Source organism: Streptomyces sp. NPDC024017 (assembly GCF_040638895.1).
In the GTDB taxonomy this organism is placed as follows: Bacteria; Actinomycetota; Actinomycetes; order Streptomycetales; family Streptomycetaceae; genus Streptomyces.
Genome location: NZ_JBEZYZ010000016.1, coordinates 27,633 through 51,954, shown reverse-complemented (window position 1 = coordinate 51,954; position 24,322 = coordinate 27,633). Strand labels below are relative to the sequence as shown.

The following is a 24,322-nucleotide window of genomic DNA, read 5'->3' as shown; positions in this document are numbered from 1 at the left end:
GCTGTTCAGTCTTCCACCGGCCACTGACAACGGCCCTCCGTCCGGCCGCCGGTGATCGAACACCCGCACGCAGAAAAAGTGGTTGCACGTCCCCGTTAGAATGTCCCCATGGCCATTCTCCTCGCGCATTAGACGGCGGGAACGTCCTCAGCCGTCCATCCCGCCCCCGTATCCGCCCTGGAGTCTGTCCGTGATCTCCGCCTCCGGTATCGAGCTGCGCGCCGGTGCCCGCGTCCTCATCGAAAACGCCTCGTTCCGCATCGCCAAGGGCGACCGCATCGGCCTGGTCGGCCGCAACGGCGCGGGGAAGACCACCCTCACCAAATGCCTGGCGGGCGAGGGCATGCCCGCCGGCGGCGCCATCACCCGCTCCGGCGAGGTCGGCTACCTCCCGCAGGACCCCCGCACCGGCGACCTCGACATCCTCGCCCGCGACCGCATCCTGTCCGCTCGCGGCCTGGACGTACTGATCCGCAAGATGCGCGACAACGAACAGCGCATCGCCACCGGCCAGGGCTCCACCCGCGAGAAGGCCCTCAAGCAGTACGAGCGCCAGGAGACGGAGTTCCTCACCAAGGGCGGATACGCCGCCGAGGCCGAGGCCGCCACCATCGCCGCCGCGCTCAACCTGCCCGACCGGGTGCTCGGCCAGCCGCTGCACACCCTCTCCGGCGGTCAGCGCCGCCGTATCGAGCTGGCCCGGATCCTCTTCTCCGACGCGGACACCCTGCTGCTCGACGAGCCCACGAACCACCTCGACGCCGACTCGATCGTCTGGCTGCGCGACTACCTGAAGACCTACCGCGGCGGCTTCATCGTGATCTCCCACGATGTCGAGCTGGTCGAGACGGTCGTGAACAAGGTGTTCTACCTGGACGCCAACCGTGCCCAGATCGACATCTACAACATGGGCTGGAAGCTCTACCAGCAGCAGCGCGAGGCCGACGAGAAGCGCCGCAAGCGCGAGCGGCAGAACGCCGAGAAGAAGGCCTCCGCGCTGCATTCGCAGGCCGACAAGATGCGGGCCAAGGCCACCAAGACCGTCGCCGCGCAGAACATGGCCCGCCGGGCGGACAAGCTGCTGGCCGGCCTGGAGGCCGAGCGGAAGTCCGACAAGGTCGCCAAGCTGCGCTTCCCCGAGCCCTCCCCGTGCGGCAAGACCCCGCTCATGGCCGAGGGTCTGTCGAAGTCCTACGGCTCGCTGGAGATCTTCACCGACGTCGACCTGGCCATCGACAAGGGCTCGCGCGTCGTCATCCTCGGCCTCAACGGCGCGGGCAAGACGACCCTGCTCCGCCTTCTCGGCGGTGCGGAGCAGCCCGACACCGGCAAGGTCATCGAGGGCCACGGCCTCAAGCTCGGCTACTACGCGCAGGAGCACGAGACCCTCGACCCGGAGCGCACCGTCCTGGAGAACATGCGCTCCGCCGCCCCCGACCTGGACCTGGTGGAGGTCCGCAAGACGCTCGGCTCGTTCCTGTTCTCCGGCGACGACGTCGACAAGCCCGCCGGTGTCCTCTCCGGCGGCGAGAAGACCCGCCTCGCCCTCGCCACCCTCGTGGTGTCCTCGGCGAACGTGCTGCTCCTCGACGAGCCGACCAACAACCTCGACCCCGCCAGCCGTGAGGAGATCCTCGGCGCGCTGCGCACCTACAAGGGCGCGGTCGTCCTCGTCACGCACGACGAGGGCGCGGTCGAGGCGCTCCAGCCGGAGCGGATCATCCTGCTGCCCGACGGCGTCGAGGACCTGTGGGGCGCCGACTACGCGGATCTCGTCGCCCTCGCTTGATCGCACGTCTCCTTCGCTTGATCGAAAGCGTGATCAACGGCGTATGGATCATTCGGCCTAGCGGTGATCCATCATCTGTGTGAGATCTCCTCGTACCGAGGTGTGTCCTACATCGATTTCGCGGCCGAGCCCCCGATTCTTCCGGGCTCGGCCGCTCCGCCTTTCTGACCTGGCGTTTTCCGGAACAATCCGTTCGGCCGTACGGACATCACTCTGCGGAATTCCGTATTCCGCATGTGGGGATGCGCTCCCGTCGTCACAACCTTGTCTCACGGACCTTGCCGAATGGGTGGCCATGAAGGCCCGGAGGGGTGATCATGAGGAGACCAGAGCGCACTTCCCATGAGGAGGCACGGGTGGCCGAGACTCTGAAGAAGGGCAGCCGGGTGACCGGCGCCGCGCGCGACAAGCTCGCGGCAGACCTGAAGAAGAAGTACGACGCCGGTGCGAGCATCCGGGCGTTGGCCGAGGAGACCGGCCGCTCGTATGGCTTTGTGCACCGCATGCTCAGTGAGTCGGGCGTCACGCTGCGAGGGCGTGGCGGGGCGACCCGGGGCAAAAAGGCCACGGCCTGACCCCGGGTGGCCCCTCGGCTTCGATGGTGGCCACCCGGTCGGTCGACTGATCGGCCGGGTGGTTACTGTGCAGTCACTTAAGCGTGGCCTGCTACGGCGGTGAAGCCGTCGTACGGGCGCGCAAGACGACCGCACACATCGGAGGCGTCCCATGGCTTCGCCTGACAAGGACCTCGTTCCCGTACTCGACAAGGACGGCGTACGGCTCACCGTCGACGACGCGATCGCCACGGTGACGCTGACCAACCCGGCCAAGCGCAACGCGCAGAGCCCCGCTCTGTGGCGGGCGCTGACCGAGGCCGGGCGGCAGCTGCCGGGCTCCGTCCGCGTCGTGGTGCTGCGGGCCGAGGGCCAGTCCTTCTCGGCCGGGCTCGACCGGCAGGCGTTCACGCCCGAGGGCTTCGACGGCGAACCGTCGTTCGTCGACCTCGCGCGCGGCGCCGACGCCGAGTTGGACGCGACCATCGCCGAATACCAGGAGGCGTTCACCTGGTGGCGGCGCAGCGACATCGTCTCCGTCGCCGCTGTCCAGGGGCATGCCATCGGGGCGGGCTTCCAGCTCGCCCTCGCCTGCGACCTGCGCGTCGTCGCCGACGACGTGCAGTTCGCCATGCGTGAGACCAGCCTCGGACTCGTGCCCGACCTGACGGGTACGCATCCGCTGGTGGGACTCGTCGGATACGCCCGCGCGCTGGAGATCTGCGTGACCGGGCGCTTCGTCACGGCCGAGGAGGCCGTGAACACCGGGCTGGCCAACCTCGCCGTGCCCGCGGAGCAGCTCGACGACACCGTGCGCGATCTCGCGTCGGCCGTGCTCGCCGCGCCCCGCGACGCGGTCATCGAGACCAAGGCCCTGCTGCGCGGCGCCCAGGACCGCACGTACGAGGAGCAGCGCACGGCGGAGCGCCAGTCCCAGGCCCGCCGGCTGCGGGACCTCGCGGGCGTCGGGGACTGAGGACCGCCGGGCCGCAGGGGAGCGTGGTCAGCCGATCGCGCTCACCACGACCGCCACCGTCGGGTGATCCGGCAGCACGCGCCTGACCGCCCTCCGGACCTCGCGGGCCACGTCCCTGGCCCGCTGGTCCGCGCCCACCGCCAGCTCCAGCCGGACATGGCGGTGCGGCAGCGCGGCGCCCTCGCGGGGGAGTTCCTCGATGTGCACGGGGTGGCCCAGCGTGCCGGTCAGATGGAGCACGCCCTGCACCCCGAGCGCGGCGGCGGCCACCCGGCCCTCGTCGCCGCCCCCGGCCAGTGCGGCACTCGGCGGCTCGGGAAGGCGTGCGGCGATCCCGGCTTCCCCGGGCCCCTCCTCCTCCAACAGCCCCGTCACCCGCAAGTCCACCTCCGCCACCGTCAGGCCGAGCCGCTGCGTCGCGGCGGTCGCCAGCGTCGCCCGCAGCAGGGACGCCGTCGTCGGCAGGGGTTGCGAGGCCGTCGCGGCGAACTCCGCCGTCACCCGCAGCGGGCCGGGCGGCAGAGCACTCGGCGGAGCCGGTACGGCCGGCTCCGCGGTCTCCGCCGTATCGGCGACTGCGACACGGAGCGCGTCGAGGCGCACGCCCTGCGCGTCCCACGCCGCGCTCCGCAACACCGCCTCGGCTGCCCGCTCCGCGATCCACGCGCCGTCCCGCGCGTCACCCAACGGCAGAAGCCTGCCGATTCCCAGCTGATGTCTCACTGCCTGTGTCCATCGATCGGCCGTCATTCCTCCAGCCTGCCGCATCAGAGGCGCGCTTCCACGCAACCGTGCTTACGGTGGTCCAAGGACGACGAAAAGGACATACGGCGATGACTGACATGACCGAGAACCGGGGCGGGGAAACCGAGACCGCGGCGGTACGCAGGAGCCCGCTGGCCAAGCACAGTGGCGGAGACGCCGGTTCCCGCGGCCGGACGACCATCGCGGACGGCGTCGTGGAGAAGATCGCCGGCCTCGCCGCACGCGACGTCGACGGTGTGCACGCCATGGGCAGCGGCCTGTCCCGCACGTTCGGAGCAGTGCGCGACCGCGTACCCGGCGGCCAGAAGTCGGTGTCGCGCGGTGTGAAGGCCGAGGTCGGCGAAGTGCAGGCGGCCCTCGACCTGGAGATCGTGGTCGAGTACGGCGTGTCGATCGCCGATGTGGCCCGCGACGTACGGGAGAACGTCATCACCGCCGTGGAGCGGATGACCGGCCTGGAGGTCGTCGAGGTCAACATCGCGGTGAGCGACGTGAAGCTGCCGGACGAGGAGGAAGAGGAACCGGAGCGCCGAATCCAGTGAGGCACGGGCCATCGGACAACGGCACAACGGCACAGCGGCTGAGGAGCTGAGGAGCGCATGAGCATGGCCGTGGTCGGCATGATCGCCGGCATGGCGCTGGCCTTCGCCGGATATTTCGGCGGATTCGGTGCCTTCTTGCTGGTGGCGGCACTGGGCGCCGTCGGCTTCGTCGTCGGCCGGTTCCTGGACGGGGACCTGGAGTTCGGCGACTTCTTCCGTCCTCGCGAACGTGAACGGCGGCGGTGACGCCCATGAGTACGGCGGCCGGAGAGCTGGACAGACCCCTGAACGTCGTCCCGCCGGGCGAGCGCGGCGCGACCCGGATCGCCGACCGGGTCGTCGCGAAGATCGCCTCGCAGGCGGCCCGCGAGGCCGTCGGCACGCTGCCGCCCGGCGTCGACCGGCCCTCCGCGTCCGTCGCCGTCCACCACGAGGTCGCCCACGTCCGGGTCCACCTCGAACTCGGCTATCCCTGCGACATCGGCGCCCGCTGCCGCACGGTGCGTCACCGAGTCGTCGAGCGGGTGAGCACCTTGGCGGGCATGCAGGTGCCGGAGGTCGTCGTCCAGGTGGAGCGGCTGCACCTGATCGCGGCGCCCGGCGCGGGACAGGGGAGGACGCAATGAGCGAACCCCAGGACACTCAGCCCCCCGAGGGCAGCACACAGCGCCTGCCCGTCCTCGACAAGCAGGAGACGGACAACGGCAACGGACTCGACCGGTCCGAGTCGTCGGGCACCTCCGGGCCGCCGCCCGAACTCGAGGGCAAGGGTGGCCGCGTGGGCCGCTTCTGGTCGGCGCGCCGCGTCCCCGCGGGCATCGTCGCCCTGCTGCTCCTGGGCCTCGCCGGGCTGTTCCTCTACGACATCGTCTCCGTGCGGGCCGGCCGGCCCGGCATGGGCTGGCGCCGGGAACTGGCCCGACAGCTCGCCGAACGGCCCCTCGACGACACGTGGGTGCTCGTCGGCGCGGGGATCGCCGCCGCCCTCGGCCTCTGGCTGCTGATCCTGGCCCTCACGCCCGGCCTGCGGGACGTGCTCCCGATGCGGCGCACGCACACCGACGTACGCGCCGGACTGCACAGGGACGCCGCCGCCACCGCGCTGCGGGACCGGGCCATGGAGGTGGCCGGCGTGCAGTCGGCACGGGTGCGGGTGCGCCGGAGGCGGGCGAAGGTCCGTGTCGTGTCGCACTTCCGTGAACTGGACGACGTACGAACCGAGCTGGACGACGTGCTCGCCGACGCGGTCCGCGGACTGGGGCTGTCCCGGCCGCCCTCGCTGTCGGTGCGGGTCCGGCGGCCCGGCCGGAAGGGGTGAGAGCGGTGCTCAGGACCGTCAATCGCGTGTTCCTCGGCCTGGTGGGCCTGATCCTGCTGGTGCTGGGCGGCTCCGTCCTGGCCGTCGGCCTCGGCGTCTCGGCGCCCTCGTGGTGGATCCACGACGGCAAGCACGACGTGCTGCTGACCAACGCCGAGCGCACCCGCTGGCGCGACGACGGCTGGTGGTGGCCGGTCGTCATCGCCGCCCTCGCGGTCCTGCTGCTGCTCGCCCTGTGGCGGCTCGTCGCCGTCCTGCGCCGGCGCCGCCTCGCCGAGGTCCTCGTCGACACCGGCGACGGCGAGGGCGCGCTCCTGCGCGGCCGGGCCCTGGAGAACGTCCTCACCCAGGAGGCGGACCACATCGACGGCGTGGACGGAACCCAAGCCCGTCTGAAGGGCGGGCGCAGCACCCCCGAGGCGCACGTACGCCTCGCGCTGGAGCCGCACGTGGACCCGGGCACGGCCCTGAACGACTTCACGACCGGCGCCCTCACCCATGCCAGGACATCGGCGGGCCTTGCCTCACTTCCGGCGGAGGTGAGGCTCAAGGGCGTCAAGCACGGTGCGGAACGGGTGAGTTGAGCAGGGTCTCTCAGAACCCGTGCCGTGCTCCGCCGTCGACCGGCACCATGACGCCGGTCAGATAGGAAGCCGCCGGCGACATCAGGAACGCCGCCACCCGGCCGAACTCCTCCGGAGCCCCGTACCGCCGCAGCGGAATCCGCGACTCCGAGGCCGCCCGGGTCGCCTCGGGATCCGCCGACAACGCGTCCAGCTGCCGTACCCGGTCGGTGTCGATCCGCCCGGGCAGGACGCCGACCACCCGGATCCCCCGCGGCCCCAGCTCGTCGGAAAGGGACTTGGCGAACCCGGCCAGCCCCGGCCGCAGCCCGTTCGAGATGGTCAGCCCCGGAATCGGCTCGTAGACCGACCCGGACAGCACGAACCCGATGACACCCCCGGCCTCCATACCGGCGGCCGCGGCGCGAGCCAGCCGTACCGCGCCGAGGAAGACCGACTCGAACGCCGTCTGCCACTGCTCGTCCGTGTTGTCCGCGACGAACCCGGCCGGCGGCCCGCCCACGCTGATCAGGACGCCGTTGAAACGGCCGAAGTGCTCCCGCGCGGCGCCGATCAGCACGGCTGCCGCGTCCGGGTCCGCGTTGTCGACGGCCACCCCGACCGCGTTCGGTCCCAGCTCGGCCGCCGCTTCGGCGACACTCTCCTCGTCCCGCCCCGAGACGACCACCTTCGCCCCGTCCGCGACGAGCTGGCGCGCGGTGGCGTTGCCGAGGCCTCGCGTGGCCCCGGTGACGACGTACACCCGGTCCTTCAGTCCAAGATCCATGGTCCCTATCCTGCCCCGTCCTCACCGAACAGGGCGAGGGCGGTGTTCACCAGCCCGATGTGGCTGAACGCCTGCGGGAAGTTGCCGAGGTGCCGGCCGGTCACCGGGTCGAACTCCTCGGACAGCAGCCCGACGTCGTTGGCGAGCCCCGCCAGCCGTTCGAACAGCTCGCGGGCCTCCTTCGCGCGGCCCGTCATGTACAGGGCGTCCGCGAGCCAGAACGAGCACACCAGGAAGGCGCCCTCGCCGCCGGGCAGCCCGTCGACGTCCGCGTCCTCCGTGCTGTAGCGGCGCACGAAGCCGTCGCGGGACAGCTCCTCGCGGACCGCGTCGATCGTGCCGATCACCCGCGGATCGTCCGGAGGCAGGAAGCCGACGCGGGGGATGAGCAGCAGCGCCGCGTCCAGTTCACGTGAGCCGTAGGACTGCGTGAAGGTGTTGCGTTCCGGGTCGTAGCCCTTCTCGCACACCTCCTGGTGCACCTCGTCGCGCAGCGCGCGCCAGCCGTCCAGGTCGCCGCCCAGCTCCGGATGGAGCTCCAGGGTGCGTACGCCGCGGTCGGCGGCCACCCACACCATCACCTTCGAGTGCACGAACTGGCGCCGGTCGCTGCGCACCTCCCACAGCCCCTCGTCCGGTTGCCGCCAGTGGGTCCGCAGGAAGTCCAGCAGAGCCGTCTGCAGCGCCCACACGTCCGGCTGGGCGGACAGGCCCGACTCGCGGGCGAACGACAGGGAGTCCATGACCTCGCCGTAGACGTCCAGCTGGAGCTGCTTCACGGCGTCGTTGCCGATGCGTACGGGGGCGGACCCGAGGAAGCCGGACAGCCACGGCAGCTCGAACTCGGGCAGCCGTCGCTCGCCCGCCACGCCGTACATGATCTGCAGGTCCGCGGGGTCGCCCGCGACCGCGCGCAGCAGCCAGTTCCGCCAGGCCTCCGCCTCCTCCTGGTAGCCCGCGGCGAGCAGCGCGTTCAGGGTGAGGGTGGAGTCGCGCAGCCAGCAGTAGCGGTAGTCCCAGTTGCGCACCCCGCCCGGCTCCTCGGGCAGTGAGGTGGTGGGGGCGGCGACGATGCCGCCCGTCGGGGCGTAGGTGAGCGCCTTGAGGGTGATCAGGGAGCGGACGACGGCGTCCCGGTACGGGCCCTTGTAGCGGCAGCGCGACACCCAGGCGCGCCAGTCCTCCACGCTGTGGCGCAGTGCGTCGTACGGGTCGACGAGCGGCGGGCGGGGCTCGTGGGAGGGGTGCCAGGTCAGGACGAAGGCGACCTTCTCGCCCTTCTTGACGGTGAACTCGGCGTGCGTGCCGTAGTCCTCGCCCCAGCTGGTCACCTCCGGCTCGCTGCGCAGCCAGGTCGAGTCCGGGCCGGCGACGGCGACGCGGTGGCCGTCGGTTCGGCGCACCCAGGGGACGATCGAGCCGTAGTCGAAGCGCAGCTTGAGGGCGCTGTGCAGCGTCACCTCGCCGTCGAGACCCTCGACGACGCGTACGAGGTCGGGGGCGCGGTCGCGCTGGGGCATCAGGTCGGTGACCCGGACCGCCCCCTGCTCGGTCTCCCAGTCGGTGTCCAGGACGAGGGTGTCGCGGCGGTAGGCACGCCGGGTGCAGCGGTCCGCTCCCACGGGGGCGATGCGCCAGTAGCCGTTGTCCTCGTCACCGAGCAGTCTGGCGAAGCAGGCGGCCGAGTCGAAGCGGGGCAGACACAACCAGTCGACGGATCCGTCCGTACTGACCAGGGCCGCGGTCTGCTCGTCGCCGATGAGCGCGTAGTCCTCGATGCTGGGGTGCACGGAGTGCGGGTTCCCGGCAACTCGGCGTGGCAATCAGGGCGGGGGCCGGGGGAGTGATGCGTCCTGGCCGAGAGGGACGTGGCGCCGAGGAGCCCGGATCAGCCGCGGCAGGCCGGGCCTTGACGCGGGCTGGTCCGGCCCGGTCCGGCGGGCGGGTCCGCTCGGTCCCTGCCGGGTTGGACCTCGATGTGGACTACGTTCCGCCGGAGCCGGTCGGAGCCGGTCGGAGCCGGACGCGGTCCGCTCGGTTCAGGTCGGCCGGGTAGCGGGCGTGATGTCTACACCGCTGCCGGTTCGGATTCCGTCGTGTCGGATTCCTCCGCTGCCTTCTGGGTCCGCTCGCGGGCCTCGCGGCGGGCCAGGATCACCCAGCCGACCGGGACGGCCGCTGAGAACAGCCACCACTGGACGGCGTAGGCGTAGTTCAGCGCGGCGTCCTCCTTGCCGGGGTTGCCCATCAGCTCGGGGGTGTCGCCCTTGGGCTCGGGGGCCGTCTGGGCGATGTAGCCGCCGAGTACCCGGGCGTCCAGGCGACGGGCCTGCTGCTCGCTGTTGATCAGCATGATCTGCCGGTCCGGCAGGCCCTGGAGGTTCTTGATGCCGCTGGCCTCGGTCGTCTCGTCGGGCATCAGCCGCCCCTCGACGGTGACCTCGCCACTCGGCGGTGCGGGGACCTTCGGGAACGTGGTCTGGCTCGGGCCGTCGGAGGGGATCCAGCCCCGGTTGACCAGCAGCACCTTGCCGTCGTCCAGGACGAATGGGGTCAGGACGTGGTAGCCGACCTCGTCGTCGGAGTTCGTGCGGCGGCGGACGACGACCTCGTCCTCGGTGTCGAAGCGGCCCTTGGCCGTCACGGTGCGGTACCGCTCGGCGCTGGTCACGGTGTGCCCGGGCGCGGTCAGCTTCTCCACGGGCACCGGCTCGGCCGCCAGCGCGTCGGTGACCAGCTGGTTCCGGGCGGTGCGCTCCTCGTAGCGATGCATCTGCCAGATGCCCAGCCTGATCATCGTGGGGATGAGAAGCAGGGCGATCAACGTGAGGATCACCCACTGCCGGGACATCAGGAAGCGGTACACCCCACGACCGTACAACTCGGTCGTGGGGTGTATTCAGGCGGGTACGGGTTCACACCTTGTCGACAATTCCTACCTTTCCCTCCGCGCGGGCGCAGTGGGCGCCGCAGTACCAGTGGCCCTCGACCTCGACGCCCTGGCCGATGATCTGCACCCGGCAGTGCTCGCAGATGGGGGCCATACGGTGGATCGCGCAGGAGAAGCAGTCGAAGACGTGCACCGCGCCCTGCGCGTGCACCTCGAAGGTCATTCCGTACTGATTGCCACATACCTCACATGTCGCCATGCGCCACAGGGTGAGCCGTCGTCCCCCTGCGGGCGAGTGGTCGCCGGGCGAGTCGCCCGGCAATCACCCGTCCGTACGGTCACCCCTCCGACGCGGGCTCCACATCCGCGAGGAGTTGCCCGAACGCCGCCTCGTCCACGACCGGCGTGCCGAACTGCCGGGCCTTGACGACCTTGGACGTGCCCGAGTCCGGGTCGTTCGTGACGAGCAGGCTGGTCAGCCGGGACAGGCTCGTGGCCACGTGCAGCCCGGCCTCGGTCGCGCGGTCCTCCAGCAGGTCCCGCTCGACGGAGGTGTCACCCGAGAAGGCGACCCGCATGCCCTGCTTGAGCCGCCCGCCCTCCTCGTACCGCCCGGGGTTGGGGTAGGGGCAGGCGGGGCGCTTGCGGGACGGGCGCCAACTGCCGGGCCGGTAGCTGCCGTAGCCGCCGGGGCCCGCCTGCTGCCCGATGCGGGGCGCGGCGGGGCGGTCCGTCCACTCGGTCAGCGGCCGGCACTCGTGCAGCGGCAGCCGTACGTTGTTCGCCGCCGCCGCCCGCAGGCTCGGCCGGAACGCTTCCGCCAGCACGCGCGCGTCGTCCAGCGCGTGGTGCGCCCGCTGCTGGACGACGCCGAAGTGCGCGGCGAGGGATTCCAGCTTGTGGTTGGGCAGCGGCAGCCCGAGCTCCTTGGAGAGCGCGATGGTGCACAACCGCTGCCGCACCGGCGCCTCGCGCTCGGCGCGTGCGTACTCCCGGGCGATCATCTGCCAGTCGAAAACGGCGTTGTGCGCGACGAGCACCCGCCCCGCCAGCCGGGCGGTGAACTCCTCGGCGATGTCCGGGAAGAGGGGTGCCCCTTCGAGCGCCTCGCTCGTCAGTCCGTGGATCCACACGGGGCCCGGGTCGCGCTCGGGGTTGACCGTCGTGTACCAGTGGTCCTCGACCTCGCCGCGCTCGTCCAGCCGGTAGACCGCCGCGGAGATGATGCGGTCGTCCCGGGCCAGGCCCGTGGTCTCCACGTCAACGACCGCGTACCCCTTGGGATACGCGGCCGGCCACGGCGTGGCAGAGAACACTGCGGTCGTCAGGTCTTCCAGCATGGTCCCTGAGGATACGGGCCATGACTGACAGCGCCGTCCGTCAGGGGCGCCCGCCGGGCTCTTCCGATGCCCCCTCAGGCGTGTTGTCCGGTCTGTCCGTTCGCGGGGCGTACGTCTGATCGATACTCAGTCGATCTGCCGGGCGTCTCGTCCGCCGACGTCCGTCTTCGCCCCGTACGGGATTGGCGGAGATCGCCAAGAAGCAAGCGCGTACCGTCGGTAATACTTGTGGGTAACAACGTCTAGTCGGGGCACGACGGCGGTCCTACGGTGCTTGCATGCCGAACCTGCCCGATGTCGTGCTGTGGTCCATCCCCGCCTTTGTGCTGCTCACCGTGGTCGAAATGGTGAGCTACCGCTTCCATCCCGACGAGGACGCGGAGGGCTATGAGGCGAAGGACGCCGCGACGAGCGTCGGCATGGGGCTCGGCAGCCTCGTCTTCGACTTCCTGTGGAAGATCCCGATCCTGGCCGTCTACACGGCCCTGTACGAACTCACGCCGCTGCGCGTGCCCGTGCTGTGGTGGACCGTCCCGCTGATGCTGCTCGGGCAGGACTTCTTCTACTACTGGTCCCACCGCGGCCACCACGTCATCCGCATCCTGTGGGCCTGCCACGTCGTCCACCACTCCAGCCGGAAGTTCAACTTCACCACCGCGTTGCGCCAGCCCTGGACGTCCCTGACCGTGTGGCCGTTCTACGTCCCCCTCATCGTCGCCGGCGTGCACCCCGCCGCGCTCGCGTTCTGCTCCTCCGCGAACCTCGTCTACCAGTTCTGGATCCACACCGAGCGCATCGACAAGATGCCCCGCTGGTTCGAGTTCGTCTTCAACACCCCGTCGCACCACCGCGTCCACCACGCCTCCCAGGGCGGCTATCTGGACCGCAACTTCGGCGGCATCCTCATCGTCTGGGACCGGCTGTTCGGGTCGTTCGTCGCGGAGACCGAGCGGCCCCGGTACGGGCTGACCAAGAACATCGGCACGTACAACCTGCTCAAGGTGGCCACGCACGAGTACGTGTCCATCGCCAAGGACCTGAGGGCGGCACGCAGTTGGCGCGAGCGCGCGGGCCGCGTGTTCCGGGGGCCGGGGTGGGGACCGGGGCCGGCCGCCGCACCCGCTGCGTCACCGGCCGCCGCACCGGCTCCGTCACCGGCCGGCACGGCCACGCCCCTCGGTGAGACCGCGCCGGTCCCTGAGAAGAGCACGTCCGCGTGAATTCCCCGCGCCTCCTCCTGGCCGCCTTCGGCCTCGCCGCCGCCGTCGACCTCGTCTCCCTCGCGGCCGGTTTCGACGCCGGGCACGCCGTCGCCAAACCCCTGCTGATGCCGCTCCTGGCCCTGTGGGCCGCCCTGCGCAAGGCACCCCGGCCGCTCCTGGGCGCCCTGCTGTTCGGCTGGGGCGGGGACGTCCTGCTGCTGTCGGACGCCGAGCCGGCCTTCCTCGCGGGCATGGCCTCCTTCGCGGCGGGGCACGTCTGCTACCTCGTGCTCTTCGCGACGTACGGCAGCCGGAACGCGGTCCCACGCGCGCGTGCGGGCGTCCTGGCGTTCGGCTACGCCGCCGCCCTCGTCACGACCGTCGCGCTGCTGTGGCCGGACCTGCCCGCCGACCTGCGCGTGCCCGTCGCCGGCTACAGCCTCCTGCTCACCGCCATGGCGTACCGGTCCGCCATCCGGCTCGGCCTCTTCACAGGGCTCGGCGGGGCGCTGTTCCTGTTGTCCGACACGCTCATCGCGACCGGTGTCGCCGAGTGGCCGCAGCTGCCCCGGCCGGACTTCTGGATCATGCTCACGTACATCGCCGCGCAGGCCCTGCTGGCCGGCGGCACACTCGGGGCGCTCGACGCGCGCAGGGCACCGGCCGCGACGTACGGCGAGATGCGCGCCGTCTGAGACGCGACCGGCGTCACCAACGGATGGGCACCGGAAGCGCCGTCAGCAGTCCGGACGCCGCGACCGCCAGGCCCAGGGCGGCCACCTCGGCCCGGGCCGGCGCACAGGCGGTCAGCGGGTCGGCCGCCCGGCGCAGCCGTCGCCGGGCCCACACGGCCAGGGCGGCGACGACCACCACGAGGAGCACCTTGGCGAGCAGCGCGCGCCCGTACGCCGTCCCCGTCAGCTGCTCCAGGACCGTCCCCGGCGGCATCCGGCGCAGTGAACTGCACACGCCCGTCACGGTGATGGCGGCGAGCAGCACGACCGCCACGCGCGCGTAGAGGCCCAGCAGTGCCGCCCCGGGCGCCGTGCCGTTCCGGCCGGACCGGAGGCGCAGGGTGCGCAGCGCGTGGAGGAGTCCCCCCGCCCACAGGGCCGCGCAGGTCAGATGGACGAGCGTCAGCCCGGAGCCGGTCAGCGGGCTGTGCTCGGTCGTGGGGTGTGCGCGCAGGGCCTCGGCGACGATCACGGCGGCCAGCGGCCACACCTGCGTGACCGGCCGGCGCGACACCGCGCACAGCCCCGCCACCAGGAACGCGTTGACCTCCAGCAGGGCGAGCTTGCCGTCCCGGGACGCGTAGAGCCCCCCGACGTCGATGTCCGCCACCTCGCCCGGCACGAGATTGCCGGTGGCCACGAGCGTGGCGAGCCCGAGGGCGGCCGCGAAACCGGCGGCGGCCGCGAAAGGGGACCAACTGCGGGGCACGGCCGGGTGCCCGGTCTCCGTGCCGGGCAGCGAACACGCCAGCCGGTTCACGAACAGTTCGCCGACGGGTATGCACAGCGCCGCGAACAGCACGGTGCGGAGCAGGGCTATGCCGCCGGCGCCGGGCACTTCGGCCTCCCCGGTGCCGTGCAGCGCGGCGGACGGGCCGAGCAGCGGGATCAGCGCGGCCAGTGCCACCAGCACCAGGACCGCGACGGCCCGGCCCGCACCGGTGGGCCGCAGCGGGCCGCGCGAATCGGTCACCCCGGGTATGGGTCTTGGCGAAGTCACCCCAGGATCTTCACCAACCTCCACACGGCCGGGCAAGTCGGCAGAACTCAATCAACCCGGGACGCGGCCGACCACCACAGCCGCACCTCCCTGTACTCGTCCGTCGGCCGCAGCTCCCACCCCTGGGCGAGCGCGACCTCGGCGACGTACCAGCCGCCGACGCCCCGGTAGACCCGCAGGGGTATCGCACACTCCACGGGCGGCTTCGGCTTCTTCGGCTCGGCCGGTGCCGAGGCCCGGGCGGTCCACTTCGCGACCGCCTTGTCCACTCGCGCCTTGTAGTGGTCGACGTCGCCCTCATGACGCAGCTCCGGCCAGGTCACGCACCAGGAGGCCAGGCGCGCGACGCCACCGAGCATCCTGTCCGTGGCCTTCAGGAAGCGGGTTTCGAAGGTGGTGCTGAAAGGAGTGATGGCATCGGCGAACAGACTCAACACGAAGAGCGCGGCCGCCACAGCCGCCCACAGCACACACACCACCGGAAACCACACCACACTCCCGGCGAACCGCAGCGCCAACTGCCACTGCGGCCGCGCGGGTCGGGCTGTCCAGGTCGCCGGATCCTCGTACACGTCCATGACAAGGAATCCTGCCGCAGACGCGAAGCGGGCCGGACGGGTGTCCCCGCCCGGCCCGGATCACCTTCACACGAGCTCTACTTGGTCACCGCGTCCAGTGCGTCAGCGATACCCCAGCCGTAGAAGCCGTTGCGGTTCTTCGAGCCCTCGCACACCGCGTCGATCTTGCCGTCGGCGTTGATGTCGTACGGGTCCGTGCACGGCGTGGCGTCGGCCTCCGCGTACAGCAGGGCCTTCACCAGGGCCGGAGAGGCGTACGGGTGCGTCGACTTGATGAGGGCGGCGACGCCCGCGACGTGCGGGGACGCCATCGACGTACCGGCCATGTAGCCCCACTTGCCGCCCGGCAGCGTGCCCAGGATGAGGCCGCTCGTGGCCGGCGCGTCCGGCTTCTGGTAGGCGGTCGAGTCACCGCCCGGGGCGGCTATGTCCGCGACGCCCAGCCCGTAGTTGGAGAAGGACGACTTGATGCCCTTCGCGCCCGTCGAGGCGACCGTGACGACGCCCGGCAGCTGGGTCGGGATGTCGAGGCACTTCGAGGGGTCGACGACCCGGTCGCCCGGCGTGGTGTCGTTCGGGGACGACGGGTCGGTGATCTCGTCGGAGGCCAGGTCGTAGTTCTCGTTGCCGGCCGCCGCGACGTTGACCGCGCCCTTCTTCTCCGCGTACCGCGAGGCCCGGGTGACGGCGTCCACGAGCGCCTTCTGGTCCGGGTCGTTCTTGCAGTTGAAGTACCAGGGGTCCGTGTAATAGCTGTTGTTGGTCACGTCGACCCCGTGCTCGGCCGCCCACACGAAGCCGCACACCACGGCCTCCGTGTAGAAGAAGCCGGCCGTGGTGGACACCTTGATGCCGGAGACCTTCACGCCGGGGGCGACACCGGTCATGCCGACGCCGTTCTTGGCGGCGGCTATCTCACCGGCGACGTGCGTCCCGTGCGGGCTCTCCTCGGCGCTCGGCCGCCAGGCCCCGTCGGACGTGTCCGGCTTGCCCGAGACGCAGTTGACCGACGCCTTGCGGTCGAAGTTGGGCGCGATGTCGGGGTGGGTGTCGTCGACGCCGGTGTCGATCACGGCGACCGTGACCTTGTCGCTGCCCAGCGACTTCTCGTGCGCCTTGTCCGCCTTGATCGCGGGCAGGTCCCACTGCTGGGGCTGCAACGGGTCCTGCCCGGCCGGGGCCTCGGCCCGGGCGACCTCGGCCGCGCTCAGCACCTTCGGCGCACCCAGGTCGCCCGTCGACGCCGACGGCAGCGGTGCGGTGCGGGTGGCACCGGCCGACTGGACCCCGCGCACCGTGCGGATGGTCTTGGCGAAGTCGGGGTTCGACGAGTGGACGACGATGACGCCGATCTGGTCGTACGACGTCACGATCGTGCCGCCGGCCTTGCCGACGGCCTTCTTCACGTACGCCGAAGTGCCGTGTCCCGGCTTGACGTTGACGACGTAGCTGAGCGAGGTCGCGTCGGCCGAGACCGCCGCGGGGGCGTCGTCGGCGGCCGTGGCCGTGGTGTTCGGCAGGAACGCGAGGGCCGTTGCCATGGCCATCCCGGCCGGGATCGCGACGGCGCGACGGTAGCGCGCGTACGGCGCAGTCATGGTGTCTCCAGTTCGTTCACGGTACGAGCTGATGGTGCGGAGGGTCTCGGTGGCGAGCCGGGTCACTTGACCGCGCGCAGCGCGTTGACGATGCCGTACCCGTAGAAGCCGTTGAGGCGTTTGCCGCCCTCGCACACCGCGTCCTGAGTGCCGTCGCCGTCCTGGTCGTAGGACGTGGGGCAGGCGGTCGAGTCGGCCTGCGCCTTCAGCATCGCCTGGAGCTGGGCCGGGGAGGCCCAGGGGTGCTTGGACTTCAGCAGCGCGGCGACCCCGGAGGCGTGCGGCGAGGCCATCGAGGTGCCCTGCAGGAAGCCCCACGTGCCGTTCGGCAGGGTGGACAGGATGCGGCCGTCCTTCGAGGGCGTGTCCGGTATCTGGTAGCGGCGGTCACCACCCGGCGCGGCGACGTCGACGACGCCCTTGCCGTACGTCGAGAAGTACGACTTCTGGCTGTTGACGCCCGTCGAGCTCACCGTGACGACACCCGGCAGCTGGGTCGGCACGTCGAAGCACTCGTGCGGGTCGATGGTGCGCTCGACCGGGGTGGAGTCGTCCGGGCTGGAGTCGTCGACGATCGCGTCGGAGTCCAGGTCGTGGTTGGAGTTGCCCGCCGCGGCGACGTTGAGCGTGCCCTTCTTCTGGGCGTACAGCTGCGCCCTGTTGACCGCGTCGACGATGGCCCGCTGGTCAGGGTCGTCCATGCAGTTGTACAGCCACGGGTCGACGTAGTAGCTGTTGTTCGTGATCTCGACGCCGTGGTCGGCGGCGAACACGAACGCGCACACGACGCTCTCCGGGTAGAAGAGGCCGTTCGCCCGGTCGGTCACGTTGATGCTGGACACCTTCACACCGGGAGCGACGCCCGCCACGCCGACGCCGTTGCGGGCGGCGGCTATCTCACCCGCGACATGCGTGCCGTGGTAGTCCCCGGCGGTGTAGGGCCGCCAGGCGCCCTCGCTGGTGTCGGGCTTGCCGCCGGCGCAGTTGGCGGACTGGGACGCGGAGAAGTTCGGGGCGATGTCGGGGTGGGTGTCGTCCACGCCGGTGTCGATCACGGCGACGGTCACCTTGCGGCTGCCCGGGTTGATCTGTGCGGCCTTGTCGGCGCCGATCGCGCGCAGGTCCCACTGGTCCGCCTCGAGGGGCTCGCTCTCGGGCGCCTTCGCCGAGGCGGCCTCGGTGCGCTCGGCCTGGGCGGACGTCAGGTACTCGACCGCGCCCTCCTCCTTCGTCCCCGCGGCCGTCAGCGGCGTCGTCCGCGTCGCACCCGCCGACTGGACCCCGCGCACCGTGCGGATGGTCTTGGCGAAGTCGGGGTTCGAGGAGTGGACGACGATGACGCCGATGCGGTCGTACGTGGCGACGACCGAGCCGTCGGCCTTCCCGATCGCCTTCTTCACCGACGCGATCGTGTGGCGGTCCACCTTGGTGTTGACGACGTACGCCAGCTTCGGCGCGTCCGCCGTCCGGGTGGCCGACTCCGTGTGCGGGGCCGCCGACGCGGCGGCCGGCAGGAAGCCCAGCGAGGCCGTCAGGGACAGCACGACGGGCACGGCGAGAGCGAGCCGGCGTCTGGAACGCAAGTGAGACATGGGGTCTCCACATCCTCCGGAAACGAAACCGGCCCGAGGCACAGGTGGTGCTCGGGCAGGTACATGACGTGGTGGTGCAGGGCGAAGCTATCCCGGCCTCTCGCTGGCCAGCAACGCTTTGTCGAAACGACTTCGGAAAGAACGCCGGGCCTTTGAACCGGTTCTCGCATGCCGCCGTGACGTTGAACAAGGAGCGCGAGGACACTCGCCTCCGCCCCCGTACACAACCGCTTCCGTCATTGCGAGGAGACTCCGTGGCCACCGACACACCGCCCCCCTCGAAAGAGCAACACAAACTCCCCTCACCCGAGGAGTTCACCGAGGTGCAGGAGAGCGCGGAGTTCGGTGAACTGCGCCGCTCCTACCGCTCCTTCGCCTTCCCGCTGACCGTCGGCTTCATCGCCTGGTACCTGCTGTACGTCCTGCTCTCGAACTACGCGGGCGGCTTCATGGGCACCAAGCTCTTCGGCAACATCAACGTCGCCTTCGTCCTCGGCGTCGCCCAGTTCGTCACCACGTTCCTCATCGCCTGGTGGTACTCGCGGCACGCCGCCGCGAAGCTCGACCCCAAGGCCGAGGCCATCAAGACCCGGATGGAGAGCGGCGCATGAGCCCCGTACAGCAGACCTTCCTCGCCGCGAACGAGGCCAGCGAGCACCGCCCGCTGATCATCACCCTGTTCGCGCTGTTCGTCCTCGCGACCCTCGGCATCACCATCTGGGCGGGCCGCCAGACCAAGGACGCCGCCGACTTCTACGCCGGCGGACGCCAGTTCAGCGCCTTCCAGAACGGCCTCGCCGTCTCCGGCGACTACATGTCCGCCGCGTCGTTCCTCGGCATCGCGGGCGCGATCGCCATCTTCGGCTACGACGGCTTCCTCTACTCCATCGGCTTCCTGGTCGCCTGGCTGGTCGCCCTGCTCCTGGTGGCCGAGCCGCTCCGGAACTCCGGCCGCTACACCATGGGCGACGTCCTCGCGTACCGCATGCGCCAGCGCCCGGTCCGCACCGCCGCCGGTACCTCCACGATCGTCGTGTCGATCTTCTACCTGCTCGCCCAGATGGCCGGTGCGGGCGTCCTCGTCTCGCTGCTCCTCGGCATCACCTCCGACGCCGGCAAGATCCTCATCGTCGCCCTCGTCGGCCTCCTGATGATCGTCTACGTCTCCATCGGCGGCATGAAGGGCACCACCTGGGTCCAGATGGTCAAGGCCGTGCTGCTGATCGGCGGCACCATCCTGATCACCTTCCTGGTGCTGCTGAAGTTCAACTTCAACATCTCCGACCTGCTCGGCACGGCCGCCGAGAACAGCGGCAAGGGCGCCGCCTTCCTGGAGCCCGGCCTGCAGTACGGCGCGACCGGCACCTCCAAGCTGGACTTCATCTCCCTGGGCATCGCCCTGGTGCTCGGCACCGCCGGTCTGCCGCACATCCTGATCCGCTTCTACACGGTGCCCGACGCCAAGGCCGCCCGGAAGTCGGTGAACTGGGCGATCGGCATCATCGGCGGCTTCTACCTGATGACCATCGCGCTCGGCTTCGGCGCCGCCGCGCTCATCTCGCAGGAAGAGATCATCGCCTCCAACCCGTCCGGCAACACGGCGGCACCCCTGCTCGCGCTGCACCTCGGCGGCGTCGACTCGACCTGGGGCGCGATCCTGCTCGCCACGATCTCGGCGGTGGCCTTCGCGACGATCCTCGCCGTCGTAGCCGGCCTCACCCTCGCCTCGTCGTCGTCCTTCGCGCACGACATCTACGCCAACGTCATCCGCAAGGGGCAGGCCTCCGGCGCCGAGGAGGTCCGCGCGGCCCGCTGGGCGACCGTCTTCATCGGTGTCGTCTCCATCGGCCTGGGCGCCCTCGCCCGCGACCTGAACGTGGCCGGCCTGGTCGCGCTCGCCTTCGCGGTCGCCGCCTCCGCCAACCTCCCGACGATCCTCTACAGCCTGTTCTGGAAGCGCTTCACCACCCAGGGCGCGCTGTGGTCGATCTACGGCGGTCTGATCGTCGCCGTCGGTCTGGTGCTGTTCTCGCCCGTCGTCTCCGGCGACCCCAAGGCGATGTTCCCCGAGGTCGACTTCGCCTGGTTCCCGCTGAAGAACCCGGGCATCATCTCCATCCCGTTCGGCTTCCTCATGGGCTGGCTCGGCACGGTCCTGTCCAAGGAGGAGCCCGACGCCAAGAAGTACGCGGAGCTGGAGGTCCGGTCCCTGACCGGCACCGGAGCCCACTGAGCACGACCCTTCCCCCGCGGCCGTGTCGTAGGAACCTCCAGGTCCCTGCGGCCCGGCCGCGTCCCGCGTCGTGGGATCGGGCCTGTGGCGTTGTCGGTGCGGTCACGTAGGCTCGCAGGTGACGGAGAAGCAGAGCCGCACGCACGATCCGCGACGAGGGAGGGGGCCCACGTGCTCATCGACACCTACGGCCGGGTGGCCACCGACCTGAGGGTCTCACTGACCGACCGGTGCAATCTGCGCTGTACGTACTGCATGCCCGAGGAGGGCCTGCAGTGGCTGGCCAAGCCGGACCTGCTCACGGACGACGAGATCGTCCGCCTGATCGACATCGCGGTCACGTCCCTCGGGATCGAGGAGGTCCGCTTCACCGGCGGCGAGCCCCTGCTGCGCCCGGGCCTGGTCGGCATCGTCGAGCGCGTCGCGGCCCTCGAAGCGCGCCCCCAGATGTCCCTCACCACCAACGGCATCGGCCTCAAGCGCACGGCGGCGGCCCTGAAGGAGGCGGGCCTGGACCGGGTCAACGTCTCCCTCGACACACTCCGCCCGGACGTCTTCAAGACCCTCACCCGCCGCGACCGCCACAAGGACGTCATCGAGGGCCTGCACGCCGCCCGCGACGCCGGCCTGACCCCGGTCAAGGTCAACTCGGTCCTGATGCCGGGGCTCAACGACGACGAGGCCCCCGACCTGCTGGCCTGGGCCGTGGAGCACGACTACGAGCTGCGCTTCATCGAGCAGATGCCCCTGGACGCCCAGCACGGCTGGAAGCGCGACGGCATGATCACGGCCGGCGACATCCTGACGTCCCTGCGCACGCGCTTCGAGCTGACCGCAGAGGGCGAGGAGAAGCGCGGCTCGGCCCCGGCGGAGCGCTGGCTCGTCGACGGCGGCCCGCATGTGGTCGGCGTCATCGCCTCCGTGACCCGCCCGTTCTGTGCGGCCTGCGACCGCACCCGCCTGACGGCCGACGGCCAGGTCCGCACCTGCCTGTTCGCCCAGGAGGAGACGGATCTGCGCGCCGTCCTGCGCTCGGGCGCCCCGGACGAGGAGATCGCCCGCATCTGGCGCCTGGCGATGTGGGGCAAGAAGGCGGGAGCGGGCCTGGACGACCCGACGTTCGTGCAGCCCGACCGGCCGATGTCGGCCATCGGGGGCTGAGACCTAGTCGGTCTCTTCCCACTCCTTCAGCAGGACGACGTCCTTCAGGAACCCGCGCACGCCGAGGAACTGCGACAGGTGCTCGCGATGCTCCTCACAGGCCAGCCAGGTCTTGCGCCGCTCCGGCGTATGGATCTTCGGGTTGTTCCACGCCAGCACCCACACGGCCTCGGCCCGGCAGCCCTTCGCGGAACAGATGGGCGTCTCGTCACTCACAGCTTCGTCTCACCACTGCACACAGAAAAGGCGACGCCGAGCAGCCACGGGGGGAGCTGCCCGGCGTCGGTCCGTCGCTCCGACGGGGGATGCGGAGCGCGTACGAAGTATGTCACGGGTAACCCCGAGCCCGGCACTGGAACAACGTGATTGATCTGAGCTTTTCTTGAGCTTGGCGGGAAGATGACTTCCCTTGGTGATCTCCCGTGTTTTCCGCTCGGGCGCCCTACTGTTCGTGCGACTCGCTCCGCGCACCCGTCCCCGGCCCGGACACGGCATCTTCCGCGACGGATTCCGCGGGGCCGTCCTGCGCACCCGGCGGCGTGATCATCGGACGCGTCGGCGCCGCCACGAACGTCGACGGCAGAGACGGCGCGTTCTCGCGCCCGGCGTTCGCGATCACCACCGCGATGTACGGCAGCACCAGCCCCAGCACCAACGCCACGATGGCGACGTGCCGCTCGACGTTCCACAAGGTGGCCGCGAGGATCACGGAGATCGTGCGGACCGTCATCGAGATCACGTACCGGCGCTGCCGCCCGCGTACGTCTTCCTGAAGTCCCGTCCGGGCGCCGGTGATCCGGAAAACCTGGACGTTGCCGCCGCCATGCTGCTTCCGCATCGCATTCCACCATCCGCCCGTATCGGACTCTCCCCGCCCCGTAGCAGCCCTCGGCCGGTCGGGGAACCTGACCGGGACAGCTCCCACGTTACGCCGCGGCTGGGCCGGCCACGAGACCGGGTGGCGCACCGCCCGGGCGAACGGCCTGCGCCGTCCCGCGTACGGCCCGCGTCGGCATGCGGCGTACGACGCCCGGGCCGACACTGGCCGTAGTGCTCGCGTCAAGCCGTACGAGGAGGCAGCGATGGGCTGGTTGTGGGCGATCATCGTAGGACTGGTACTCGGCCTGCTCGCCAAGGCGATCATTCCGGGCAAGCAGCACATTCCGCTGTGGCTGACCGTCATCCTCGGCATGATCGGCGGCATCGCCGGCAACGCCATCGCGCGGTCGGCCGGTGTCGAGGCCACGGCGGGCATCGACTGGTGGCGGCACATCTTCCAACTGGTGGCCGCGCTCATCCTCGTCGGTCTGGGTGACCGGGCCTGGACGGCGGCCAGGGGAGAAAAACGCCGGGCATGACGGGGCGCACGGCAAGGGGGGCGGTCTCCGGCACCGGAGACCGCCCCCTTCCGCGCACTCTCAGCCGCCCGTGACCTCGACCGCGGCCAGGTTCTTCTTGCCCCGGCGCAGCACCAGCCAGCGGCCGTGCAGCAGGTCCTCCTTGGCGGGGACGGCGTCCTCGCCGGCGACCTTGACGTTGTTCACGTAGGCGCCGCCCTCCTTGACCGTGCGGCGCGCGGCCGACTTGCTGGCCACCAGGCCGACCTCGGCGAACAGGTCCACCGCCTGGCCGAGTTCGGCGACCTGGATGTGCGGCACCTCCGACAGGGCCGCGGCCAGCGTCTTCTCGTCGAGCTCCGCCAGCTCGCCCTGCCCGAAGAGGGCCTTGGACGCGGCGATCACGGCGGCCGTCTGGTCGGCGCCGTGCACCAGCGTCGTCAGCTCCTCGGCCAGCGCGCGCTGTGCGGCACGGGCCTGCGGACGCTCCTCGGTCTGCTTCTCCAGTTCCTCCAGTTCCTCGCGGGAACGGAAGGACAGGATGCGCATGTACCGGGAGATGTCCCGGTCGTCCACGTTCAGCCAGAACTGGTAGAACGCGTACGGCGTCGTCATCTCCGGGTCGAGCCAGACGGCGCCGCCCTCGGTCTTGCCGAACTTGGTGCCGTCCGCCTTCGTCATCAGCGGCGTGGCCACGGCGTGGGCGGTGACGTCCGGCTCCAGGCGGTGGATCAGGTCCAGGCCCGCCGTGAGGTTGCCCCACTGGTCGCTGCCGCCGGTCTGCAGGGTGCAGCCGTGCCGGCGGTACAGCTGCAGGAAGTCCATGCCCTGGAGGAGCTGGTAGCTGAACTCCGTGTAGCTGATGCCCTCGGAGGACTCCAGGCGCCGGGCCACGGACTCCTTCGTCAGCATCTTGTTGACGCGGAAGTGTTTGCCGATGTCGCGGAGGAACTCGATCGCGGAGAGGTTCCCCGTCCAGTCGAGGTTGTTGACCATGACGGCCGCGTTCTCGCCCTCGAAGTCCAGGAACGGTTCGATCTGGGCGCGCAGCTTGGCGACCCAGCCGGTGACCGTCTCCGGGGAGTTCAGCGTGCGCTCCGCGGTCGGACGCGGGTCGCCGATCAGGCCCGTGGCGCCGCCGACCAGCGCCAGCGGCCGGTGACCTGCCTGCTGGAGCCGCCGCACGGTGAGCACCTGCACCAGGTGCCCCACGTGCAGCGACGGCGCCGTCGGGTCGAAACCGCAATAGAACGTGACGGGACCGTCCGCGAGCGCCTTGCGCAAAGCGTCCTCGTCAGTGGACAGGGCGAACAGCCCGCGCCACTTCAGCTCGTCGACGATGTCCGTCACGGTTCTCGTGTCT

The 24,322-nt window shown here is 70.8% G+C and carries 27 protein-coding genes; 14 read left to right on the top strand and 13 right to left on the bottom strand.

The genetic code is table 11. The annotated features are described in order from the left end of the window. The first annotated feature begins 190 nt into the window (after nt 1-190). The 3 genes from AB0G20_RS34610 to AB0G20_RS34600 all read left to right on the top strand — a co-directional run bounded on the left by AB0G20_RS34610 (nt 191) and on the right by AB0G20_RS34600 (nt 3,319). A complete protein-coding gene (locus AB0G20_RS34610; protein ID WP_361309443.1) occupies nt 191-1,789 on the top strand; it encodes an ABC-F family ATP-binding cassette domain-containing protein in 1,599 nt (532 codons plus the stop codon). A 356-nt stretch (nt 1,790-2,145) separates the two neighbouring features. After that, nucleotides 2,146-2,364: a helix-turn-helix domain-containing protein gene (locus AB0G20_RS34605; RefSeq protein WP_010037790.1), complete on the top strand. Its 219-nt coding sequence runs from the start codon at nt 2,146-2,148 to the stop codon at nt 2,362-2,364. A gap of 151 nt (nt 2,365-2,515) precedes the next feature. Further along, complete coding sequence (locus tag AB0G20_RS34600) at nt 2,516-3,319, top strand: enoyl-CoA hydratase/isomerase family protein (RefSeq protein ID WP_361309440.1); 804 nt, start codon at nt 2,516-2,518, stop codon at nt 3,317-3,319. 27 nt (nt 3,320-3,346) lie between these two features. On the opposite strand, the gene AB0G20_RS34595 is transcribed toward AB0G20_RS34600, so the two are convergent. Beyond that, nucleotides 3,347-4,069: a nucleopolyhedrovirus P10 family protein gene (locus AB0G20_RS34595; RefSeq protein ID WP_361309438.1), complete on the bottom strand. Its 723-nt coding sequence runs from the start codon at nt 4,067-4,069 to the stop codon at nt 3,347-3,349. An 83-nt stretch (nt 4,070-4,152) separates the two neighbouring features. On the opposite strand from AB0G20_RS34595, the gene AB0G20_RS34590 reads away from it, so the two are divergent. The 5 genes from AB0G20_RS34590 to amaP are packed head-to-tail and all read left to right on the top strand — an operon-like array spanning nt 4,153 to nt 6,528. Then, a complete protein-coding gene (locus AB0G20_RS34590) occupies nt 4,153-4,626 on the top strand; it encodes an Asp23/Gls24 family envelope stress response protein (RefSeq protein WP_361309435.1) in 474 nt (157 codons plus the stop codon). Between the two features lie 57 nt (nt 4,627-4,683). After that, on the top strand, nt 4,684-4,872 hold the full coding sequence (locus tag AB0G20_RS34585; RefSeq protein WP_031142734.1) for a hypothetical protein: 189 nt from the start codon (nt 4,684-4,686) through the stop codon (nt 4,870-4,872). Between the two features lie 5 nt (nt 4,873-4,877). Further along, the gene (locus AB0G20_RS34580; RefSeq protein WP_361309432.1) at nt 4,878-5,252 is read left to right on the top strand and encodes a hypothetical protein; all 375 of its coding nucleotides are present in this window, start codon (nt 4,878-4,880) and stop codon (nt 5,250-5,252) included. Beyond that, nucleotides 5,249-5,944, top strand: a complete 696-nt coding sequence (locus AB0G20_RS34575; RefSeq protein WP_361309430.1) for a DUF6286 domain-containing protein — start codon at nt 5,249-5,251, stop codon at nt 5,942-5,944. Before AB0G20_RS34580 ends, AB0G20_RS34575 begins: the two co-directional genes overlap by 4 nt. Further along, on the top strand, nt 5,941-6,528 hold the full coding sequence (amaP, locus tag AB0G20_RS34570; RefSeq protein ID WP_361309428.1) for an alkaline shock response membrane anchor protein AmaP: 588 nt from the start codon (nt 5,941-5,943) through the stop codon (nt 6,526-6,528). The genes AB0G20_RS34575 and amaP overlap by 4 nt, the downstream gene beginning before the upstream one ends. A 10-nt stretch (nt 6,529-6,538) precedes the next feature. Here amaP and AB0G20_RS34565 read toward each other — a convergent pair whose 3' ends face one another. The 5 genes from AB0G20_RS34565 to AB0G20_RS34545 form a co-directional block, all read right to left on the bottom strand. Continuing rightward, nucleotides 6,539-7,294 carry an SDR family oxidoreductase gene (locus tag AB0G20_RS34565; protein ID WP_361309426.1) on the bottom strand — a complete coding sequence of 252 codons (756 nt, stop codon included), beginning with the start codon at nt 7,292-7,294 and terminating at the stop codon, nt 6,539-6,541. Between the two features lie 5 nt (nt 7,295-7,299). Then, a complete protein-coding gene (locus tag AB0G20_RS34560; protein ID WP_361309424.1) occupies nt 7,300-9,084 on the bottom strand; it encodes a glycoside hydrolase family 15 protein in 1,785 nt (594 codons plus the stop codon). Between the two features lie 278 nt (nt 9,085-9,362). Beyond that, the gene (locus AB0G20_RS34555; protein ID WP_361309422.1) at nt 9,363-10,160 is read right to left on the bottom strand and encodes an SURF1 family protein; all 798 of its coding nucleotides are present in this window, start codon (nt 10,158-10,160) and stop codon (nt 9,363-9,365) included. Between the two features lie 49 nt (nt 10,161-10,209). Then, nucleotides 10,210-10,443, bottom strand: coding sequence for a hypothetical protein (locus AB0G20_RS34550; RefSeq protein ID WP_078625432.1), 234 nt, complete (start codon nt 10,441-10,443; stop codon nt 10,210-10,212). Between the two features lie 79 nt (nt 10,444-10,522). After that, a complete protein-coding gene (locus AB0G20_RS34545; RefSeq protein WP_361309420.1) occupies nt 10,523-11,524 on the bottom strand; it encodes a DEDDh family exonuclease in 1,002 nt (333 codons plus the stop codon). Nucleotides 11,525-11,802: 278 nt separating this feature from the next. Here AB0G20_RS34545 and AB0G20_RS34540 point away from each other — a divergent pair, with 278 nt between their 5' ends. Next, the gene (locus AB0G20_RS34540; protein ID WP_361309417.1) at nt 11,803-12,744 is read left to right on the top strand and encodes a sterol desaturase family protein; all 942 of its coding nucleotides are present in this window, start codon (nt 11,803-11,805) and stop codon (nt 12,742-12,744) included. Continuing rightward, the gene (locus tag AB0G20_RS34535; protein ID WP_361309415.1) at nt 12,741-13,421 is read left to right on the top strand and encodes a lysoplasmalogenase; all 681 of its coding nucleotides are present in this window, start codon (nt 12,741-12,743) and stop codon (nt 13,419-13,421) included. The genes AB0G20_RS34540 and AB0G20_RS34535 overlap by 4 nt, the downstream gene beginning before the upstream one ends. 13 nt (nt 13,422-13,434) lie before the next feature. Here AB0G20_RS34535 and AB0G20_RS34530 read toward each other — a convergent pair whose 3' ends face one another. The 4 genes from AB0G20_RS34530 to AB0G20_RS34515 all read right to left on the bottom strand — a co-directional run bounded on the left by AB0G20_RS34530 (nt 13,435) and on the right by AB0G20_RS34515 (nt 18,228). Further along, entirely contained in the window at nt 13,435-14,433 is a 999-nt protein-coding gene (locus AB0G20_RS34530; protein ID WP_361309412.1) for a CopD family protein, read from the bottom strand. Nucleotides 14,434-14,507: 74 nt separating this feature from the next. Next, a complete protein-coding gene (locus AB0G20_RS34525) occupies nt 14,508-15,038 on the bottom strand; it encodes a hypothetical protein (RefSeq protein WP_361309410.1) in 531 nt (176 codons plus the stop codon). A gap of 77 nt (nt 15,039-15,115) precedes the next feature. Beyond that, nucleotides 15,116-16,636 carry a S8 family serine peptidase gene (locus AB0G20_RS34520; protein WP_361309408.1) on the bottom strand — a complete coding sequence of 507 codons (1,521 nt, stop codon included), beginning with the start codon at nt 16,634-16,636 and terminating at the stop codon, nt 15,116-15,118. A 62-nt stretch (nt 16,637-16,698) separates the two neighbouring features. Further along, complete coding sequence (locus AB0G20_RS34515) at nt 16,699-18,228, bottom strand: S8 family serine peptidase (RefSeq protein ID WP_361309406.1); 1,530 nt, start codon at nt 18,226-18,228, stop codon at nt 16,699-16,701. Nucleotides 18,229-18,482: 254 nt separating this feature from the next. On the opposite strand from AB0G20_RS34515, the gene AB0G20_RS34510 reads away from it, so the two are divergent. The 3 genes from AB0G20_RS34510 to moaA all read left to right on the top strand — a co-directional run bounded on the left by AB0G20_RS34510 (nt 18,483) and on the right by moaA (nt 21,622). After that, the gene (locus AB0G20_RS34510; RefSeq protein WP_361309403.1) at nt 18,483-18,839 is read left to right on the top strand and encodes a DUF485 domain-containing protein; all 357 of its coding nucleotides are present in this window, start codon (nt 18,483-18,485) and stop codon (nt 18,837-18,839) included. Further along, nucleotides 18,836-20,461 (top strand): cation acetate symporter, encoded by a 1,626-nt coding sequence (locus tag AB0G20_RS34505; protein ID WP_361309400.1) that lies wholly within the window; start codon nt 18,836-18,838, stop codon nt 20,459-20,461. Before AB0G20_RS34510 ends, AB0G20_RS34505 begins: the two co-directional genes overlap by 4 nt. Nucleotides 20,462-20,632: 171 nt before the next feature. Further along, the gene (gene moaA / locus AB0G20_RS34500) at nt 20,633-21,622 is read left to right on the top strand and encodes a GTP 3',8-cyclase MoaA (protein ID WP_361309397.1); all 990 of its coding nucleotides are present in this window, start codon (nt 20,633-20,635) and stop codon (nt 21,620-21,622) included. Between the two features lie 3 nt (nt 21,623-21,625). Here the strand turns inward: moaA and AB0G20_RS34495 are convergent, their stop codons facing one another. Beyond that, nucleotides 21,626-21,838: a hypothetical protein gene (locus AB0G20_RS34495; protein WP_361309394.1), complete on the bottom strand. Its 213-nt coding sequence runs from the start codon at nt 21,836-21,838 to the stop codon at nt 21,626-21,628. A gap of 226 nt (nt 21,839-22,064) precedes the next feature. Beyond that, on the bottom strand, nt 22,065-22,460 hold the full coding sequence (locus tag AB0G20_RS34490) for a DUF3099 domain-containing protein (protein WP_361309392.1): 396 nt from the start codon (nt 22,458-22,460) through the stop codon (nt 22,065-22,067). A gap of 244 nt (nt 22,461-22,704) precedes the next feature. Between AB0G20_RS34490 and AB0G20_RS34485 the strand changes: the two genes are divergently transcribed. After that, nucleotides 22,705-22,980, top strand: coding sequence for a GlsB/YeaQ/YmgE family stress response membrane protein (locus AB0G20_RS34485; RefSeq protein ID WP_361309389.1), 276 nt, complete (start codon nt 22,705-22,707; stop codon nt 22,978-22,980). Nucleotides 22,981-23,040: 60 nt separating this feature from the next. Here the strand turns inward: AB0G20_RS34485 and tyrS are convergent, their stop codons facing one another. Further along, complete coding sequence (gene tyrS, locus AB0G20_RS34480) at nt 23,041-24,309, bottom strand: tyrosine--tRNA ligase (RefSeq protein ID WP_361309386.1); 1,269 nt, start codon at nt 24,307-24,309, stop codon at nt 23,041-23,043. Between the last annotated feature and the right edge of the window lie 13 nt (nt 24,310-24,322).